A 16,873-nucleotide genomic window follows, 5' to 3' on the forward strand; every position below is an offset into this window, starting at 1 on the left:
AGTAGATGAGCTCGAGCAGCCTCGACTCAAGATTGTTGAAAATGGATGAGCTATGCGATATCGCTTCAACGTTTTCGGACGAATCATTGCCATCGAGCGGGTCGGTGACGTATGGGCAGCTCACCTTACAGGGAACGAGGGCAAGCGTCGGCCTGCAGGACTCGCGATTCCGTCCGAGTTGCCCCGCGCCGAGCTAGCGCAGTATCTCTACGACATCTACCATGAGTCTGCGACGCCCACGAACGGCGATGTCTTTGAGATTGACCCCAGCCAGGATGCCTAGCCCATCGTTGTTGGCCGAAGCCTGGAACCAGCGACATTTGGCCGAGAGCAGTCATCCGCGTTTCGTTTCCGCACCGTCAAGTTCATCGCCAATACACCGGACCAGCGACGAGCAACGCTGGCCCGCTTGGGTGGTGTTCCGCCTCGCGACCATCGCGACACGGACATTCCGTGGCCGATGGCGCTTGCCATCATTGGCGCTGTCGTCGCTTTTTTCTCTACCTGGGATTCAGAGCCCACACGCAATAGTTTTGTCTGGCCGTAGCCGGCCTAAGACCGGACGTTCTCAGCACCTATGCTAGGCCGTCAAGAACAAGTCCCGTCCCCTGGCCACTGCCGCGAGATAACCCGACCATGCACTCGACCGGAACCCTGCGCGGCATCGCCGCGATGCTGTTGGCATGCGCCTTCTTCGCCTGCATGGACGCGCTGCTCAAGAGCCTGGCCGGACACTACCCGCCGGTGCAGGTGATGGCACTGCGCGGCCTCACGGCGCTGCCCCTGGTGTGCCTGTACATCGCGTGGCGGCGCGAGGCGTCCGGCGTTTTTAGCCGTCGGCTGCGTTGGCGCCTGCACCTGCTGCGCACCGCGCTGAACATGACGATGCTTGTGCTCTTCGTCTATGGCCTGAAGACCCTGGGCCTGGCAGAGGCCTACACACTCACTTTCATCGCTCCGCTGCTGATGGTGCTCATCGCCGTGCCGATGCTGGGCGAGTCGGTCCAGCCGCGACACTGGATCGCCATCGGGCTGGGCTTCGTCGGTGTCGTGATCGCGCTGCGGCCCGAGCAGGGAGCCTTCCTCTCGATGGGCGCTCTGGCAATCTTGGTGGCCGCAGTTTGCTACGCGCTGTCGAACGTGCTGGGCCGGCTCATCAGCCGCACCGAATCGAGCGCCGCCCTGGTCTTCTGGACCACGGCCGGCATGGCTGTGGGCGGTTGCCTGCTATCGGCGCCGCAATGGGGGCCAATCCAGGCTCAGCACACGTGGGTGCTGACGGGCTTGGCCATCAGCGGCTTTCTGGGCCAGATGGCCATAGCCGAAGCCTTCCGCCACGGCCAGGCCGCCGCTATCGCCCCCTTCGAATACAGCGCCCTCGCGTGGGCGCTTGTGCTGGACTGGGCGTTCTGGCAGGCCGCACCCGATGCATGGACGCTGGGCGGCGGCGCGTTGATTATTGCGAGCGGATTGTGGCTGGCGCGAATCGAGGCGCCGAGGGCCGCACGGCAAAAGCGAGAGGCCGCCTGACCCGCGGCGAAGTGCGCGTGCGAGGCCACATGCTGTTGCAGCAGGTTTGGGCAAGAGCCTCGAACGACTGCCCGACGGCTTGGGCCCCAAAGCTCCGGAGGCAGCGACCGGCTACAGTCGGCCAAGATCGGACATTCGCCGGTGGAAGCAAAACTATGAGTCTCGATTTCGTTCTTGTTAGGTCGCACGGGCAACCGCGCGTACTGTCGGAAATCAAAGAAGATGCCGCATTCAAGCGGAACGACTACACAGACCTCGCCGAAAGGCTTTTTGGACCCGTGCCTTGGACCGGCGGCACAGCCATTGCCGTTCGGGATGAGATGAGTTTCGAACTAACCCCACATGACTCCTCGCTCTCGGTGACAGCCCGCGGGCCAGGCGATACGGTCGCTTTCATGGACAACATTGCCGCGCTCGCAGTCAAGGAGGGCGTCGTGACCATCGACGTCCAAGGTTCAGAAATCATGCTGCCATTCAACGAGTAGCTGAATCGTTTCTGGACGTCGGCCCTCTCATATCAAACGCTAGGCATCGAAAATGCGAACAATTCTCTGCGTCTTGATTCCCGCAATCGCCTCGGCTGCCGCTTTCGCGCAGCAGTTGCCTATCGAACTCCCAACGCAATAGGTTTCCCCATCGTTCCCAGAAACCGAGTCTCGACCTACGGATGCACAAGCACGGAAATTAGTTGAGCAAACCTAGCCGACGTTCGCGGGCGCCCGCGCAATGATGTGTCTGTTCGGTTCGGACCGCTTGCCGTCCAGGATGCCCGAGAATCTCCGCATGCCCCATGCAGTCTCCCGCCTGCGCTCCGCCCGCCTGGCGCGCAGCTCCAAACCCTTTCTCGCCCGTGGTGGTTTCAAGCGCGAGCGCTGTGTGGATTGCCGGCTGGTGCCCAGCCATTGCATGTGTACCTTGCGCCCTTCGTTGACCACGCGCGCAGGGGTGTGTTTGCTAATGGCGGACATTGAGCCGCTCAAACCGAGCAACACGGGCTGGTTGGTCGCTGATGTGGTGGCCGATACCTTCGCCTTTGGTTGGACGCGCACCGAAACCGACCGAGACCTCCTGGCCTTGTTGCGTGACCCGCAATGGCAGCCATACGTAGTGTTCCCGGGCCAGTACGCAGCGCCCGAACGGGTGGTGCGCACCGTTGAACCTACCAACAGCCTCCGGGATGAGGCTCAGCAGAAGCGCCCGCTCTTCATCGTTCTAGATGGGACCTGGTCCGAGGCGCGCAAGATGTTCCGAAGAAGCCCTTACCTGGACCGACTGCCGGTGTTGAGCCTGGAGCCCGACCGGACATCGCAATACAAGCTGCGCAGGTCCGGGCGCACCGACCACCTTTGCACCAGCGAGGTGGCCGCCTTGTGCATGAAGCTCGCGGGCGAACGCGTTGCCGAGCAAACGCTGGAGGCATACCTGGCGGTGTTTACCCACCACTATCTGCACGCGAAAAGCCAACAGCCCATCGTGTGGGATGGCTTTGCCCACCAACAATTGCACGAGGTGTCGCACCTGCCAAGTCGGAACATTCTGCTGCTATAGCCAGTTCAGAATGCGGCCCTGAGCGGAAGTTCGCTGCTGCAGTCGACCGTAAACCAGATGCCAAATCGGATGATCCGAATCGTTACCTTCCTATTCGTCCTCTTCCTATGTGGGCGTGTCCCGGCCGAAGAGCTGACGTTCGGCCGATTCATCATGTCTTGGCCAGACGGGTTCTCTCATGTTGATGGCACCAGCCCCGCAATCTACAGGGGCCCTGCTGGTGAGCGCGTTCGAATAGTCACGGTGCCTACGCGGCGCAATCGAACTGCGGAGGAGGCGCGTGGCGAGGCTCGCACAATTGTTGGGCAGACAACGCGAGAGTTTCGTGACATCGAACGGGAGTTCGGGCGGTCGCTCTGGCCGCTGAGAACCACCGTATCGACCGCGGGTGATGTCCATATCTCAAGCGCGATGCAAAGCGATTCCAACAACATTCCGGGCTATGTCTTGAACTACGCAGTCGTTTCACCGCAAGGTGATTTCAGTCTCATCATGGTTTCTGGCGACGGCGATGCGTTTGAAGCCTTTGCGCGATTCAAAGCGGCTCTTGCATCTGCAAGATGGCAATAGTCAATCCTCGGCCAACATCGGACGTTCCTGACGGCCTACCAATTTGCCCGTCAATCCCAAAAGCATAACCATCGGACGCTGAGCTCAACATCGCCGAGCTTCCCTACGAGTCTGGAGCCATCAGGTTCCGCTATGCCAGGGTGATGGCGCCAGACAGGACGCGATGGGTCCGGCACCGGCTCTTCGTTGAGTACCAGAGAACGACACACTGAAGCACGTCTGAGCCGCCTGTTTTGGGCAGGCCGGCCCTCGCGCTGCGGCAGAATGCGCCAGAGGCGACTTTCTACATCCTTTCAACAAGGCACAGCATGCTTGCATTTCGAGTCCAACTCAACGATCAGCAGCCAGTAGTTGGAGGGGCAGATGATTTGGGCGTTCTGACGACAACCATTAGTGCTGTTGGTAAGCTTGGGTCTGCAAGCCGCCCCCACAGAGCCGTCGAAGACGTTGACATTCACCTCCGTCTTGGTGGGCTTACTTCGCGGGGCCCCGGCATCCAGGACGATCATCTAGTCTGGTTTGAGGACTACGACCTCAAGCCGGGAGACAAGGTGTCCTTGGAGGTCATCGAAGCCGCTGCGGCAGATCCTGTTCAAAGTGGAGAACCAGCTCAGCAAAGAGCGGATGACGAGCGCGAGTATTACGAGCATTGCAAGAAGGTGTACTTCGAGTTGAAGGAGAAGTACGACGGTAACGTCTAACCCTGCCTTGAAGAGCATGTCACCCAATTGATTGGCCTAGCCTTCAACGCAACACGTCGCTTCTGAGCGCCCGCTATTTGGCAATAACGAGGACCGCTTTAGGGCCACTTTTTGCCGGCGGCGCGGGAGGCTACAGTCGGCCACAAGCCGACCTCCGCCCCAGCCCTCTCTTGAAGGCGAACCATGCAAGCTGTAAGCCAGAGCAAGCCGTGAAAGTTGTAATCCAAAACGGCGCAGACCACTGCCTAGCCCGCAGCGAAGCAGAGGCAGTCATTCAACATCTTCCACCCTCATGGGGAACGGCTGTTGGCAAGGTGCTTCTTGCCAGAGGCGAGAACTTGCGGACTTCGATACATCTCAAGGAGAAAACGGTGTGCCTCTACTCTCCGCGGGGTCCCCTATCGCCAGAAGATAAGCGCGTCGCTGTCTCCCTTCTCCTTCAAGCGCTGGCCGAGGCGAATGGTTGTGAGCTGCCGAGCGACCTTGAGCTGCGGTGTCATATGGCGATTGCGAACGCCCCTGGATGAACACTGACGGCCAACCGTACTGCAGAATTCGGCCAGTAGCGGCTGTTGAAGACGAAGGAGAATTTCTTGCCCAACACGGCGCACCTTCTACCAGTCGACAAACACGATCTCCCGAAGGCAGAAGCAATCGTCGCTCTCGGCTACCCTGCCGTCGACGCGCTGCTTCCTGCGTTGCTCGCCTGGATGCAAGACATCAACTGGCCTGCCACAAAGGTCCTCACTCCCTTCTTGGCCGGAATTGGTGAGCCGCTGGCACCTCATTTACACGCGATCTTCGAATCCGAGGATTACGTCTGGAAGTACTGGGTACTCGAGAAACTTGTTGATCCGTCGTCTCAACTCGCGGCGGCGGTCGAGCCGCACCTTTTGCGCATGGCCCTGAATCCGAGCCCAGGCGAAAGCGACGAAGGGGTTGATGTGATCGCTCGCAGGATTCTGGCGAAGAGCGCCGCCTGAGCAGGACGCTATTGAGGATTGGGAAGGGCACCGCTGGCGCATCTTGGCTCCGGCGGCCGTGGCCACATCCGGCCAGCAGCGGACATTCGTCGCCTTCCTTCAATTCAGGCCTCCACAGGAACATGGAAATCGATAAATGCTCCTGGCTGCTGCGGATCGAAACGGCCGTCATAGAGCTCAAAGTCGGGACCGTCGGCGACCTTTAAGCCCGAGGTCGGGATCAACTCGCCCCATATGGATGCCAGAGCCTCTTTGACTTGCGGTTGCAGCGCCGTGCCATTGAGTGTGATTCGGAACACGACGTAGGTTGCGGCCGGGATCTCCATCGTCGAGAAATAGGGCGGCGGCACGCAGGTGGATTCGACACCGACACCCGCCATGTACTGAAAAGAGCCCTCAGCCTTGTCAACAATGGAGACAACACCATAGGTCGCCCAGCTCTGGACCTGGCCTGCGAATGGCAGCGCACCGATCAACGCGGACCACAGCTGCGGGATCTCCGACTTGGTAGCCTCGTCGAAGCGGCGCGAAGGGCCGGCGACGCGGAAAGCAGGCATCGTTACGAGCTCGGGCAAACGAGAGACGAATGTATTCTGTGCAGGAGGGAGGTTCATAGGATATTGGCCTTCAATGGGTTCGACCGCGAATCCGCTGCGGAACCGGCCCGGGGATACGCCGAACAGGCGCTTGAACGCGCGCGTGAACGCCTCCTGGGATTCGAATCCGCAGTCGAACGCAAGATCGACGAGCTTCAGGTCTGGCTCATCGCAGAGCCGTCGGGCCCCGCGCACGAGTCTGCGGCCGCGCACATAGGCCATGACGCTGCGGCCCATGCGTGCGGTGAACAGCCGTGAGAAGTGATACGGCGACAGGCCAACCTGCGCCGCGACCAACTCCAGAGTCAACGATTGGTCGAGCTGCTGCTCTATCCAGGCAACGACGCTCGAGAGCGGGTCGAGCACTGGTGGTGCCGTGCTGTTCATGGCTGAATCATGTCAAAGGGATGGCTTCGCGTCTTGACCGAATTTGCTGTGCAGCCACACCTCGCCTCCATAGCCAAGAGTTGCCGCTCGCAAGCGACCGGCTACAGTCGGCCAAAACCAGCCATTTAGCTGGTCACTTAAATGAACCCCGTAACCCTCGGTCGAGGGCAGGACTTGTCGGTTTGCGCGTTTCGCTGCCCGCCAGCCTGCTCCAAGTACTCTACAAACCCGTCGAAGGCATTCAACAAGGGCTGGAACCGCGCAGCACCGCCTTCCAGTTGGCACAAGGCGTAGCAGGTCGCCTCCAGCGTGGAAAGTTGGTCGGGCCCATGGGCTTTGCGGATACGGTAGTGCGAAGGCGGCAGGTTGTGCAGGGCCAAGCGGGGCAACTGTTGCAGTGGCGGGCTTTGATAGAGCATCTTTCGGCTTTTGCGCCAGGTGCCGTCCAGCACGACCAGGCGCAGGCGCGACTGGGCTTCCGGCCACTCGGGCGGTAGCGGGGGCGGGGCCCGCAGGTCCGGGGCGGTATCTTGCAGACTGTCCGGGTACAGCAGCAGCGTGTGCTTGCCGTCCACGGGCCAGACGGGCACGGCAAATGCCTCACCCACCACCAAGCGGCAGTGCGCCAAGCTGAGGTGCAGCAGGCGGGCACTGCCTTTGGCTTCGTGTACCTCCAGCGGGTGCTGCAGCACTATTACCTCCACCGCGTGGGCGGTGGGCGCGACCCAGCGGCAAATGCAGGCGCGGAGCGGGCGCAGGCAAGCGGTGCACCGGGGGCGTGGGGCTAAAGCGGCGGACATGGCTGGATTTTATTCAGCGTGCCTGGCTAGACAATGCGTGGAAGGAGATGTCTCTTGGCTTTGGCGCGACGACCGGCAGCTTTGGACAATGTCGGAAGACCGCAGTGGGGCCCATAGCTGAGGTTAACCTGCAGCCAACATAAGCGTCGAAGGTTCTGGAGCCCTTCATATTCAAAACCTACCCCCCGCTTGCTCGAGATGCCGAACTTTCGTCATGGATAAATTCTTGCTGCAACAGCAGGTGCTGGAACGGCTCGCTGAAGACCTGCTGCAAGCCGAGCAGGCAGTGCGGGCGGCCCATGAAACGGCGACTCACGAAGAGAACATCGCCGAAAACAAATACGACACATTGGGGCTCGAAGCCGCCTACCTGGCCACCGGCCAAGCTCGGCGTGCCGAAGCGATCCGCCAGGCGATGGCCAATTGGCGCCAATTCCGCCCGCGCCCCTACGACGCCAGCGAAGGTATACAGCTCGGCGCGCTGGTTTGCCTAGTCGATTCCGACGACAAGCAGCAACAGCTCTTTCTCGGGCCGGATGGGGGCAGCATGAAGTTGGTCAGCGGCGCTCAGCTCGTTCAGGTCATCAGTAGCGAAGCACCTTTAGGCAGGGCCATGCTGGGCAAATGCGAGGGTGATGAGGTGTCAATACAGGTGGCTCTAACCCGACGGCAGTTTGAGGTGCTGCGGGTTCATTAAGCCGCAAGCAAGTTCACGCCGAACTGGCCGAGGTCAGCAGACGTTCAGGCGTCGTGAACATACCGGCTGGCTGGCAAGGTCAGCAGTCCGTTGAAACCGGCCACTGGGTCCGAGATGACACTGGCGCATGAATGACCGCTGCATGGCCAAGACCGTGAACTCAGGGGGCCGACATCACCGGCAGCAATCGCTGCATAGCCGCCATCAGCAGACCAACGTCGAACGCTCGCAACGGGTCGACTGTGTAATTCACAGACTAAACAGCAGACATTTGGTCAGCTTTGACCAGGCGCCAGGCAAATTGGGGTAGATAAAGCCGCCATCCACAGCTAGCTGAAATCGCGCAGCGACGGAGGCTCTAGTTGCTATCGAGCGGCAGTGGCCAGAGTGGCTGAACTCCTGTCTGTCTTGGGTTAGTAGGCACCCATGTAGTCGCGCTTACCGATCTCAACACCGTTGTGGCGCAAGATGGCATAGGTGGTGGTCACGTGGAAGAAAAACTGCGGCAGTCCATAGTGCAGAAGATATGCGCCTGCGGTCAGCTTCTTTTCCTTGGGGGTGCCGGGGCGCAATACGATCTCGCGGCTCTCGCTTGAATCAAATTGCTCAGACTTGAAGGAGCCGATATGGGCCAAAGCTTTGGCGATCAACGCTTGCAGGTCGGCGAAGCTGACCTCAGTGTCGGGCCAGGACGGCACCTCGGCACCAGCCAGGCGGGAGGCAATGCCCTTGGAGAAGTCTGCGGCGATCTGTACCTGACGTACCAGCGGAAACATGTCAGGGAACAGCCGCGCCTGCAGCAGCGCATTTGGATCGATATTTTTTTGCGTCGCGTGGTCTTCGGCCTTCTTGAGCACGTCGGACAGGGCGCGCAGCATCTGCTGCATGACGGGAACGGAGGCGTTGTACAGCGGGCTGGTCATAGTGAGTTCACTTCTAAAATTGGGCACGATGGCCGGAGTTGGCGTGGCAGAGGCCCTGCCGACCAAGTAAGGCTAACAGCACAGGGCGAACTGAATCACCCCGGCTTTTGTGGCCAGCTTTTCTTCCCGCTGGTAGTCGGAGCAGCCGCGTTGAAGGGCAGTTCACTAGCAAGAAGCGGACGTCAATTGCAGACGCACGACAGACCGCGATCGGCCAACACCGGTCGTTCGCCGGGCGCCTATCAATCCGCTCGCAAGCGGACATTCGCAACCGGTAATCGCACATCACATCGCCTATGCAGCCGTCCAACTCACTTGCCGAACTCGATGTTCTGCTGGAGAAATCCAATCAAGACTCTTCCGACTGGGGTGAGTATGAGTACGAGGATGGTGAGGCGCTCCTGGCGAAACTGAACACAGATGAACGCGCAGTGCTGTTCCGCTCAGCGAAGGTGAGGCCAGCGAATTGGCGCGGATGCCTGGTTAGCATTCTTCATCCATCAGCGGCAGACGAAGGTGAAGAGCTAGTAGGCGCGCTGCACGATTCGGACGAGGACGTTGCCTATGAAGCTTTGCGTCGCACCTTCTTCTTTTGTGGGTTCGATGACTCTGACAAGAAAGGCGTGTTCGAAGACCGTAGGCGCCGAGTCGATGCCTTCTGGGAAAGGGTGAGACAGGACCGTGTCGTCATGCTGCGTATGCAACATCTGTCTCGAGCGAGCCTGCGCCTCACTTCCTACTGGCGTGCGCTCGAGGCTGCCGCAGCCGAGAGCTGATCCCTCGCTGCGACAGAATACGGCCGAATGCGGTCGGTCGTCCGAGGATCTCCGATGCGCCACACTCCACTGCAACCAGAGCTAACGGCATAAGGTCTTTCGATGTTGTCGATTTTCAAGTTCACGCGGCAACCTATGGCGAAGTTTCGCGTCATTCAGGAGCACTGGTTTCTTGACAAGCGCCGCTTCGAATCGGACGACCCCGGCGTCGTAGCGGCATGGCTGCTGCAGAACGGCGGCCGCGGCCAGCCGTGGAGGTTTGACGCAGGCCTACACGTGCTTACGGCGCGTGGAATTGTGCGAAGCGGCCCCGCATTGGACGCGTGGATCGATGCCCACACGGAGGGTCAGACGGGAGAGTGCTTGAATTAATTTGCCTGCGAGATAGTGTCGAGCGCCCGCTTCGAAGCAATCGCAATGCCCGCCCGGGGCCCGTTCACGACGGCGATACGACCGGCTACAGTCGGCCAAAACCAGACATTCGCCCTGCGCTTAAATCCCATGATCCCGCAAAGAAAAAGCCTCAACGTTCGAAGTCTAGCGGCTGTATGCATGCTCTGGCTGCTGCTGATTGCAGGCGTCAATGTTCGGGCAGATGAGGCCTGTCCCGCCCCGGCAGTTCTTCTCGACACCCTTGACGTCGAAACGCTGGCTCGCCTCCTCGGTGAGAGAGGTCGCATTCACATACCTCTCTGTGCGGCGGGCTTCGTCGAGGTCGCGGCGACAGGTAAGCCACTCTGCAGAGCAGGGAAATTGGCAGAGGTCACGCGGATCGGTATTCAGATCCGAGCCGGGATCGATCAAGCCTTCGGCGTGGGGTTCATCGTACGAAAGAAAAGCTCCCCGCAAGAGCTTGCGACAGATGTAGTGGGTGAGAAGTTGGTCGAGGCGCAAAAGCCTAGCCTGCCACCTTCACTTCGCCGTTTTATAGAGCTTGAATCGAGCGTGGGGCTGTTTCAAACTGTCGATAACCGATTGATCGTCAATGCGCAGCCAACTTCCATCGACCCAACTACTTTGATTCTTCAAATATTCGACCTTGCATCCGCCTGGAGACAAGACGCGCCGTTTGCAGCCTGTGCAGTCGAGGCGGGTTATTTTCGATAGCACGCTTATAGTCGTATTGCGGCCAGAACCGGACATTCGGGCGGACGTCCAGTTTTGTCTTCCAGAAGCATGTGCCTCATAGAAAGGATCGAGAAGAGTGGCCACCACTATGTATTGCTGGCGATGCAAGATCGATCTCCCGATTCTTACGGAGGAGGAATATGAACTGGTCTTCCCTAAGAGTTTCATCGACCAGATACGGGAATATCGCGAGAAAACAGGGGCCGACTTACGTCAGGCACAGGCGGACGTTGGAGAGCAAGCGCTAGCAACTTATGAGCGCATCACCGGCTTCAAAGAGACCAATCCTCTTGCTCTTTACCACCATCGCCTGAGCCTCTATGGGCCACCTTGCTCTGAATGCGGGAAGCCGCTTCGCACTCCCGCCGCGAACTACTGCGCCTCTTGCAGCGCGCCGCGCGTCCGTTCCGACGCTGCGCGTTGACTCCTGCCGACCACCCGGCTTCGGCCAATAGCGGATCTTCGAAGAGCCGGACCGGATGACAGTGAACATGTGTAGGGGAGCGACGTGAGCATGCTTGACGAAGGCCATCTCCGCGCGGCGCGCAAGGCAGTGGTGGACACCGCTCGGGGCCTCGCGGATGGCACGGTCCTATTTGTTGAGGGTGTAAGGCAGTTGGCAGCCCTGAGATTCGAGGTGTCACGGCTTGACCATGACCCGGACTTCACGTTGTTCGTCGCTATTGCGAGCGAATCGGACCACCTGCCGCCGCACGAGCTCCGCAGTCAGTGTGCGTCGGCCTGGCTAGAACAGTGTGAACGCGAGGCGCGAGAGCTCGAGGTTCTTCACCGGCAGCAGGTTCGCGCTGCATGTGCGCGCCTTGTTGGCCGGTTTTCCTCATGAGTGCGACGCCGGCCGACGGGCAGAATGCGGCCAGGAGCGGACCTTCGATGCGTCTTTCCCAACCTGGTGTTCGCCTCCTCCAGTATCGCCCCCGTACTACTCGGCCGGAGATTCCTGCCCAAATTTGATTAGGTTACCGTCCGGGTCGATGACGTAGAGTTCATCCATTCCCCATTCCGTGCGAGCCACGGCCTGCAGCGCAGGCAGCTTCGGGCTGAGCTCCCGATGCACGGCCGCGATGTCCTCGACGCGGAGGTAGCACGAGGTGTTCTCGGCAATGTGCTTTTCATCGCAGGCCCAGAAGTGAATCTCCGTGTCGTCGCGCACCGCCATACCGTACGAAAATCCCTCAAAGTGCTGCGTCCGGAAGCCGAGCACGTTCTCGTAAAAATCTAGGGTGCGCCTCATGTCGAGTGAAGCGAGTACAGGGATTGCCTTGCCGAAGCTCGGATGAGTCATCGTGATTTCCGGTTGGTCGGGAAAGCCATTGTGCCGCGCAGCCTTGAGTTTCCGTTTCTCGGGACGCTTTGCGCTCGACATCAAGTCCGTTGCTGGCAGTGCAGGTGTGGCAGGATGCGGCCAACACCAGACATTTCAGCCAGCGATCCGCTGAGCGGTAGACATATGACAAACGAAGCAACGTCAAGCGGACAGAAGATTCGGGCCATTCGCCCAGTCACGGCGGTGTTGATTGGCGCAGCGGTCGGCAACGCCTTGAGCTACGTCGTCCTCTTCATCTTTGGGCTAGTTTTTCTGTGGGTGCTTGTAGCCCAAGGTGTGCCAGGGAACGAATCCTATGTCCGCGCGTATGGGTCCACTTCGTATCTTCTATTCGCCCACGTTGTCGGATTTCTATGCCTTTTGCCCGGCGGCCTATGGGCGGCAAAGCTAAGCGAAAGCTCGCACATTCGAAGCGCCGCCGTTGCTGGGACCCTGGTGGCAGCGTTTGCGCTGCTCAGCAATCTTGTGCCGTATTCCCTGCCCATCCCGCTTTGGTCCAGAGTGGCGTCCGTCGTGCTGCCTGTGCCAGCATTCATCCTTGGTGCAATGCTGCAACGACGCTCTGAAGCGCGGGTGCACTGACTCGGGCAACAATCGGCCACTAGCGGAAGTTCGGCTCAGCATCGAGAATCAGCTTTATGACCTTCATGCTCGATGAAACTGCGCGTCCTGCCGATTTTGTGATCGTCTATCCAAGCGCCGAAGCCGATGCGCGAATGGGTTGAACCCCCCAGCCAAAAGCTGCCCTTCGCATCTGTTGGTCGCCGCCCCAGAAGCCATGAAGAAGTTCAAACACCACGTGTACTTTGCCAAGCCGCGCCAGGAGCAGAGGCATCTGTTTCCGCACGTCTGCTTCTCGTGCCGTAAGTCCTTCAAGAAGCCAACGCGGGAGATTGCTCGGCTCTGCCCGCAGTGCCACGGACCGATGGTGATGCTGAGTCGGAAATTTTCAGCGCCCAGAATGACCGACGTTGAGCAGTGGCGCAAGGTCGAGTTCCTGGTCAGCCACGGGTTTCGCTTTCAATCTATCCACGAGCAGCCGAGTGGATCACTCGTGGACTACCCTGCGACCTTGGCCGAAGCTAAGCTGTTCGTCGAGCGACATGCCGGCCGAGTCTAATAGCGGCCCATAACCGGACCTTCACAAGCAGGTTAGATTGGCATCCATGACACGCTCACGAACACCACTTGAGTCTGCCGCTGGCAAACTCATTGTGGCTATACAAAAGGAGTGGAGCATCGAAGCTGGGGAGCCGGAGTCGGCCGCGAGCGAGGAGGCAATGCATGCGGCCCACGGCCTGCTGCAGGCCGCTTCGAAATGCGGGTCAATCGAGAGCGTCATCGGCTCGGGCTCCGTAGCGGCGTACTTGGGCGAGCAGTGGGTTCAGGCTCATCCACAGGTGCTGCCATACATCGAGGCCCTTGAAGGCGCTCAATGAGCAACCGACCTCAAGCGGCCAGAACCAGTCCTCCGATCAGAGAAGCCGCACGATGAGCCAAGAAGCAGCGCCTCACAACGAGGTCGAATGGTTCCATGATTTGGCAAAGCTGCCTGTCGAAGAACTTGTCCAGCAAGCGACTGACGCCAACCGCACGAGGTTCGAGAAGTTTGTGACTGCGAGCCTGCCGGGCCACGTGCCACCGGATAACCAACCACCCGCCGAATTTGCGACGACGGTCCTCGAGCTCAGGGCCAACCAACGTGGGTGGAATCGAGCCCTCGGTGAAGCGCTAATACATGCGGACGACCAACGGTCGGAAGGAAACTTGCAGGCCGCGATCTCGGCATTGCGATCTTTTGCCAGCTCATGCCCTTGGAAAGCCTTTGGGGATATCGCGCGTGTCCAAGCCGACAACCTCGAGAAAAACCGGCAGTAGAAAAAGGTCACATCCGACCAAAAGCGGCCTCTTGCGAACGTTAGCTCCGTGGCCATGCCATAGTTGCAAGCATGAAGCAGACTCTGTCGATCGTCAAAGCGAAGGAAGCCTGGGCAGAGGGGCGCTTCCTAGACTGTGGGCAGGCGCTATACGAGCCGTTGCAGCCACAAGAGCGGGTCAACTGGGCGGCAAATCTCTTGATGTTCTGCATGCAATACAGCCCCTCGTTACCTGCCATCGACCGCGTCGTGGAGTTGGCAAAGGTTCCATCCGATTGGCGGCTCGCGCATGCGGCCTTCAATGAGGTCCGCAGGATGACGTTGGTGGCCGAAGCGCGAGACAGTGCCATCGACCCGAGCCTGAAGAGCCTTCTATTTGTCGCCGAGAACGCCGCCAAAGTTATCTACAACGCTTCGGGTGCGCCGGCACCGTTCGACGCCAATGCCGGGTGGCAATTGGTGCCATGCGTAGAGCACTTCTTGGCGACCATCGCTGTGCCTGCGGCGACCGAGGGTGGCGTTCAACTGATCTTCGCTCAAGTGTGACGCAGCTGCCGGCCACACCCGGACATCTATTCTTCGCTTATCGGGTGGGTGTACACCCGGCATTCCGTAAGCCTTTGAAGCAGACGCTCTACGGCTTCAGTCGGTGCGCAATCGAACTCCCCTGGCGCTACCGCCAGGTCGCGAGAATCTCTCCCCCTGAGGAGCTGTACGGAGCGCTCTCTGCCGCCCCAAGATTTCACCTCGACAAAGCCTTGATCTTCCAACAAAGGAATGTGGATGCAGTCATGAAATAGTTCGCTGCGCACCCCCACGGCCGCTAGCGCTGCGGAGAGTTCATCGAGGCCGTCATCTTGAAACATAGTGGAATTAGACCCTAAGGAACCGTGCAGGTGCCACGAACGATAAAGAAAGCCACGGCAGCAAACTCGCCTTGTTCTCGTTCAGGACATTCCTTTCAAATGGCCGCTTTCGCGAGCCGCCGAATTCCGCTTCGGGCCCCAAGCCGAAGTTCACCTCGCCCCAAAGCAGGCCTCACGCGCAGCATCGGGTTATCAGTTTTTCAGAAAACTCCGATGCTGTCTGTTCTCAGAATTGGTGCTAACAAGAGCAAAGCTAAATCGCCATCACCACAAAGACCTTGCGCAAGGTCTCGTGCACATGCCATTCGCCGGTGGTGTTCGCCGGAAAGAACAGCGTGTCGCCCGCGCGGATGTTCAATGGTTCGCCGTCGGTCGGCTTGAAGGTGCAGGCGCCCGTGAGAATGTGCATGACTTCGGCGTTGGACAGCTGGCGCTCGAAGCGGCCGGGCTCGCATTCCCAGATGCCGCTGTTGTTGCCGCCCGCGCCGGCGAGTTCGACGTCGATGCCGCGCAGCTGGCAGGGTGGTTGGCTCAGCGGACGCGCAGGCGTTCCCTGGTCTTGCAGGCCGTCGATGGTGGCGGACTGAGGCAGAACGGTAATGCTCATGGTCAGCGTCCTGCCTCTACCGCGTCGGCCAGTTCGGCCAGTGTGTGGAAGTGGTAGTCGGGCTCGGTGCGCTTCGACTCGATGGTGCCGCCGGAGCCCTTCTGCGCATGGCGGCGCTCGATCCAGCAGGTAGCAATGCCCAGTTGCTTGGAGATACCGATGTCGTGGTACTGGCTCTGGGCCACATGCAGGTTGTCGGCCTGCTTGTAGCCCCAGGCGCCTTCGAAGCGGCCGCGCGCATAGGCGAAGTAGCGCGCGTCGGGCTTTTCGCACAGCGCGTCGTCGCAGCTCAGCAGCATGTCGAAGGGCGAGCCCAGCGTCTTGTCGAAGTGGGCCAGCGCCCAGTGTTGCGCGTTGGTCATCGTGACCAGCTTGAAGCGCTTGTGCAGCCGCTTGAGCGCCTCCACCGAATCCGGGAATGCCGGCCATTGCGCGACCGAATCGCGCAGGCCTTGTGCCAGCGCATCGGTGTCGGGCAGTCCCAGTCCGGGTGCGATGGCGTGCCAGCAGCGCTCCAGGTCGTCGGGATACCAGCCGGCCTTGCCGTCGGCGCGGGCGGTTCGGTAAGCGGCCAGAAATTCATCGTCGCTCACGCGTGCATCAGGCACGGCCGAGCGGAGGTAGGCGAGCATGCCTCCCTCGAAATCGATCAACGTGCCGACGACGTCGAACGTGAGAACCTTGAAATCTTGCAAGGGCATGCGAAAAGCTCCAATCGGTACAGGGAGAGGCGAGGGCGCCGTAGCGGCGATGGATATGGGATGTCGTGCGCTATGAGCATAGGAGCGCGGGTCTTCGCCCCCGGGTTGAAGTGAGCCTGCGAATCAGCATGGGATTTCGCAATTCGTCCGGCGCCAGCATCTTCTTTCGTCATCGGGCAGGCAGCTCTCTGAGCGCCGCTCGACCATCGAGATGCAGCGTTGACCGGCATTGAGCTCGGCGGCCATTTCGTCTAAAGAAACATTAATTACATCTCGACGCAATCATTGGCGATGGGATGAATTTGCCCGCCCGTGGCGGCGCGATTTGCCTCCGATTCCACCTACCGCTCGGCCGCTGCGAAACGATGCGGCTTCCCCCGGCCTGCCTCAAATGAGGTACCCGGCGGGGTATGTCACGAGTTAATACGTCTGTTTACATTGCTCTGGCGGAGTGAGGTCCAGGTTGTTGGAGGCAACTTTTCGAATGCCTTTTCTGGATGTGGCCGCAAGAACTTAAGCATTAAGGAAAAGGCTGTGAACAAGACTATTCGCGCATTTTGGAATCCTGCGCCCGACGCCGAGGTTGCTGCCCGTCAACTTTCGGGCGACCGCGCCCCCACCTTGGGCGATCTGCACCTGCACGCCATCGCCGTGTCGGTGCTGCTGCTGGCCGCCGGTGCGGCGCTGCCCGCCGGTGCCGCAGACTCCCTAGGCGGCGCCGGCGGCCAGCCCGTGGGCGACCCCACCCTGCACGCGGGCGCAGGCGGCAGCGACGGCCAGGGCGGCACGGGCGGCCTCAACGACAGCACCGTCAACGCCCACGGCGGCGACGGCGGCG

The 16,873-nt window shown here is 60.1% G+C and carries 21 protein-coding genes and 1 pseudogene; 16 read left to right on the plus strand and 6 right to left on the minus strand.

From position 1 onward, the window contains the following. Window positions 1–52: 52 nt before the first annotated feature. From ABIC94_RS25895 to ABIC94_RS25925, 7 genes are all read left to right on the plus strand, one after another. On the plus strand, window positions 53–283 hold the full coding sequence (locus ABIC94_RS25895) for a DUF7661 family protein (RefSeq protein ID WP_354375855.1): 231 nt from the start codon (window positions 53–55) through the stop codon (window positions 281–283). 353 nt (window positions 284–636) lie between these two features. Beyond that, window positions 637–1,530: a DMT family transporter gene (locus ABIC94_RS25900; protein ID WP_354375856.1), complete on the plus strand. Its 894-nt coding sequence runs from the start codon at window positions 637–639 to the stop codon at window positions 1,528–1,530. Window positions 1,531–1,685: 155 nt separating this feature from the next. Continuing rightward, window positions 1,686–2,015, plus strand: a complete 330-nt coding sequence (locus tag ABIC94_RS25905; protein ID WP_354375857.1) for a hypothetical protein — start codon at window positions 1,686–1,688, stop codon at window positions 2,013–2,015. A gap of 298 nt (window positions 2,016–2,313) precedes the next feature. After that, window positions 2,314–3,078, plus strand: a complete 765-nt coding sequence (locus tag ABIC94_RS25910; protein ID WP_354375858.1) for a tRNA-uridine aminocarboxypropyltransferase — start codon at window positions 2,314–2,316, stop codon at window positions 3,076–3,078. A gap of 69 nt (window positions 3,079–3,147) precedes the next feature. Continuing rightward, on the plus strand, window positions 3,148–3,648 hold the full coding sequence (locus tag ABIC94_RS25915; RefSeq protein WP_354375859.1) for a hypothetical protein: 501 nt from the start codon (window positions 3,148–3,150) through the stop codon (window positions 3,646–3,648). Between the two features lie 308 nt (window positions 3,649–3,956). Continuing rightward, complete coding sequence (locus ABIC94_RS25920; protein WP_354375860.1) at window positions 3,957–4,349, plus strand: hypothetical protein; 393 nt, start codon at window positions 3,957–3,959, stop codon at window positions 4,347–4,349. Between the two features lie 593 nt (window positions 4,350–4,942). Next, entirely contained in the window at window positions 4,943–5,332 is a 390-nt protein-coding gene (locus tag ABIC94_RS25925) for a DUF5071 domain-containing protein (RefSeq protein WP_354375861.1), read from the plus strand. Between the two features lie 104 nt (window positions 5,333–5,436). Here the strand turns inward: ABIC94_RS25925 and ABIC94_RS25930 are convergent, their stop codons facing one another. Further along, window positions 5,437–6,315: an AraC family transcriptional regulator gene (locus ABIC94_RS25930; RefSeq protein ID WP_354375862.1), complete on the minus strand. Its 879-nt coding sequence runs from the start codon at window positions 6,313–6,315 to the stop codon at window positions 5,437–5,439. A 137-nt stretch (window positions 6,316–6,452) separates the two neighbouring features. Further along, window positions 6,453–7,115: a tRNA-uridine aminocarboxypropyltransferase gene (locus tag ABIC94_RS25935; RefSeq protein ID WP_354375863.1), complete on the minus strand. Its 663-nt coding sequence runs from the start codon at window positions 7,113–7,115 to the stop codon at window positions 6,453–6,455. 214 nt (window positions 7,116–7,329) lie between these two features. Here ABIC94_RS25935 and ABIC94_RS25940 point away from each other — a divergent pair, with 214 nt between their 5' ends. Further along, complete coding sequence (locus ABIC94_RS25940; RefSeq protein WP_354375864.1) at window positions 7,330–7,812, plus strand: GreA/GreB family elongation factor; 483 nt, start codon at window positions 7,330–7,332, stop codon at window positions 7,810–7,812. A gap of 413 nt (window positions 7,813–8,225) precedes the next feature. Here the strand turns inward: ABIC94_RS25940 and ABIC94_RS25945 are convergent, their stop codons facing one another. Beyond that, window positions 8,226–8,735: a DUF1993 domain-containing protein gene (locus tag ABIC94_RS25945; RefSeq protein ID WP_354375865.1), complete on the minus strand. Its 510-nt coding sequence runs from the start codon at window positions 8,733–8,735 to the stop codon at window positions 8,226–8,228. Between the two features lie 296 nt (window positions 8,736–9,031). Between ABIC94_RS25945 and ABIC94_RS25950 the strand changes: the two genes are divergently transcribed. The 3 genes from ABIC94_RS25950 to ABIC94_RS25960 all read left to right on the plus strand — a co-directional run bounded on the left by ABIC94_RS25950 (window position 9,032) and on the right by ABIC94_RS25960 (window position 11,063). Then, window positions 9,032–9,511: a hypothetical protein gene (locus ABIC94_RS25950; protein ID WP_354375866.1), complete on the plus strand. Its 480-nt coding sequence runs from the start codon at window positions 9,032–9,034 to the stop codon at window positions 9,509–9,511. A 552-nt stretch (window positions 9,512–10,063) separates the two neighbouring features. Next, a complete protein-coding gene (locus tag ABIC94_RS25955) occupies window positions 10,064–10,618 on the plus strand; it encodes a hypothetical protein (protein ID WP_354375868.1) in 555 nt (184 codons plus the stop codon). Between the two features lie 97 nt (window positions 10,619–10,715). After that, entirely contained in the window at window positions 10,716–11,063 is a 348-nt protein-coding gene (locus ABIC94_RS25960; RefSeq protein WP_354375870.1) for a hypothetical protein, read from the plus strand. A 516-nt stretch (window positions 11,064–11,579) separates the two neighbouring features. Here the strand turns inward: ABIC94_RS25960 and ABIC94_RS25965 are convergent. Continuing rightward, window positions 11,580–11,942, minus strand: coding sequence for a bleomycin resistance protein (locus ABIC94_RS25965; protein ID WP_436318104.1), 363 nt, complete (start codon window positions 11,940–11,942; stop codon window positions 11,580–11,582). Window positions 11,943–12,107: 165 nt separating this feature from the next. On the opposite strand from ABIC94_RS25965, the gene ABIC94_RS25970 reads away from it, so the two are divergent. The 4 genes from ABIC94_RS25970 (at window position 12,108) to ABIC94_RS25985 (ending at window position 14,407) form a co-directional block, all read left to right on the plus strand. Beyond that, window positions 12,108–12,566 (plus strand): hypothetical protein, encoded by a 459-nt coding sequence (locus ABIC94_RS25970; RefSeq protein ID WP_354375874.1) that lies wholly within the window; start codon window positions 12,108–12,110, stop codon window positions 12,564–12,566. A gap of 196 nt (window positions 12,567–12,762) precedes the next feature. Then, window positions 12,763–13,104: a hypothetical protein gene (locus tag ABIC94_RS25975; RefSeq protein WP_354375876.1), complete on the plus strand. Its 342-nt coding sequence runs from the start codon at window positions 12,763–12,765 to the stop codon at window positions 13,102–13,104. Window positions 13,105–13,475: 371 nt separating this feature from the next. Next, the gene (locus ABIC94_RS25980; RefSeq protein ID WP_354375878.1) at window positions 13,476–13,862 is read left to right on the plus strand and encodes a hypothetical protein; all 387 of its coding nucleotides are present in this window, start codon (window positions 13,476–13,478) and stop codon (window positions 13,860–13,862) included. A gap of 71 nt (window positions 13,863–13,933) precedes the next feature. After that, window positions 13,934–14,407: a hypothetical protein gene (locus tag ABIC94_RS25985; protein ID WP_354375880.1), complete on the plus strand. Its 474-nt coding sequence runs from the start codon at window positions 13,934–13,936 to the stop codon at window positions 14,405–14,407. A gap of 573 nt (window positions 14,408–14,980) precedes the next feature. On the opposite strand, the gene ABIC94_RS25990 is transcribed toward ABIC94_RS25985, so the two are convergent. After that, window positions 14,981–15,334: a cupin domain-containing protein gene (locus ABIC94_RS25990; protein ID WP_354375882.1), complete on the minus strand. Its 354-nt coding sequence runs from the start codon at window positions 15,332–15,334 to the stop codon at window positions 14,981–14,983. A 2-nt stretch (window positions 15,335–15,336) separates the two neighbouring features. After that, a complete protein-coding gene (locus tag ABIC94_RS25995; RefSeq protein ID WP_354375884.1) occupies window positions 15,337–16,035 on the minus strand; it encodes an HAD-IA family hydrolase in 699 nt (232 codons plus the stop codon). A 534-nt stretch (window positions 16,036–16,569) separates the two neighbouring features. On the opposite strand from ABIC94_RS25995, the pseudogene ABIC94_RS26000 reads away from it, so the two are divergent. Continuing rightward, window positions 16,570–16,873 (plus strand): annotated as a pseudogene (locus ABIC94_RS26000) (hypothetical protein); the annotation flags it as partial.

The sequence above is a fragment of the Variovorax paradoxus genome (assembly GCF_040544635.1).
Taxonomy (GTDB): domain Bacteria; phylum Pseudomonadota; class Gammaproteobacteria; order Burkholderiales; family Burkholderiaceae_C; genus Variovorax; species Variovorax paradoxus_R.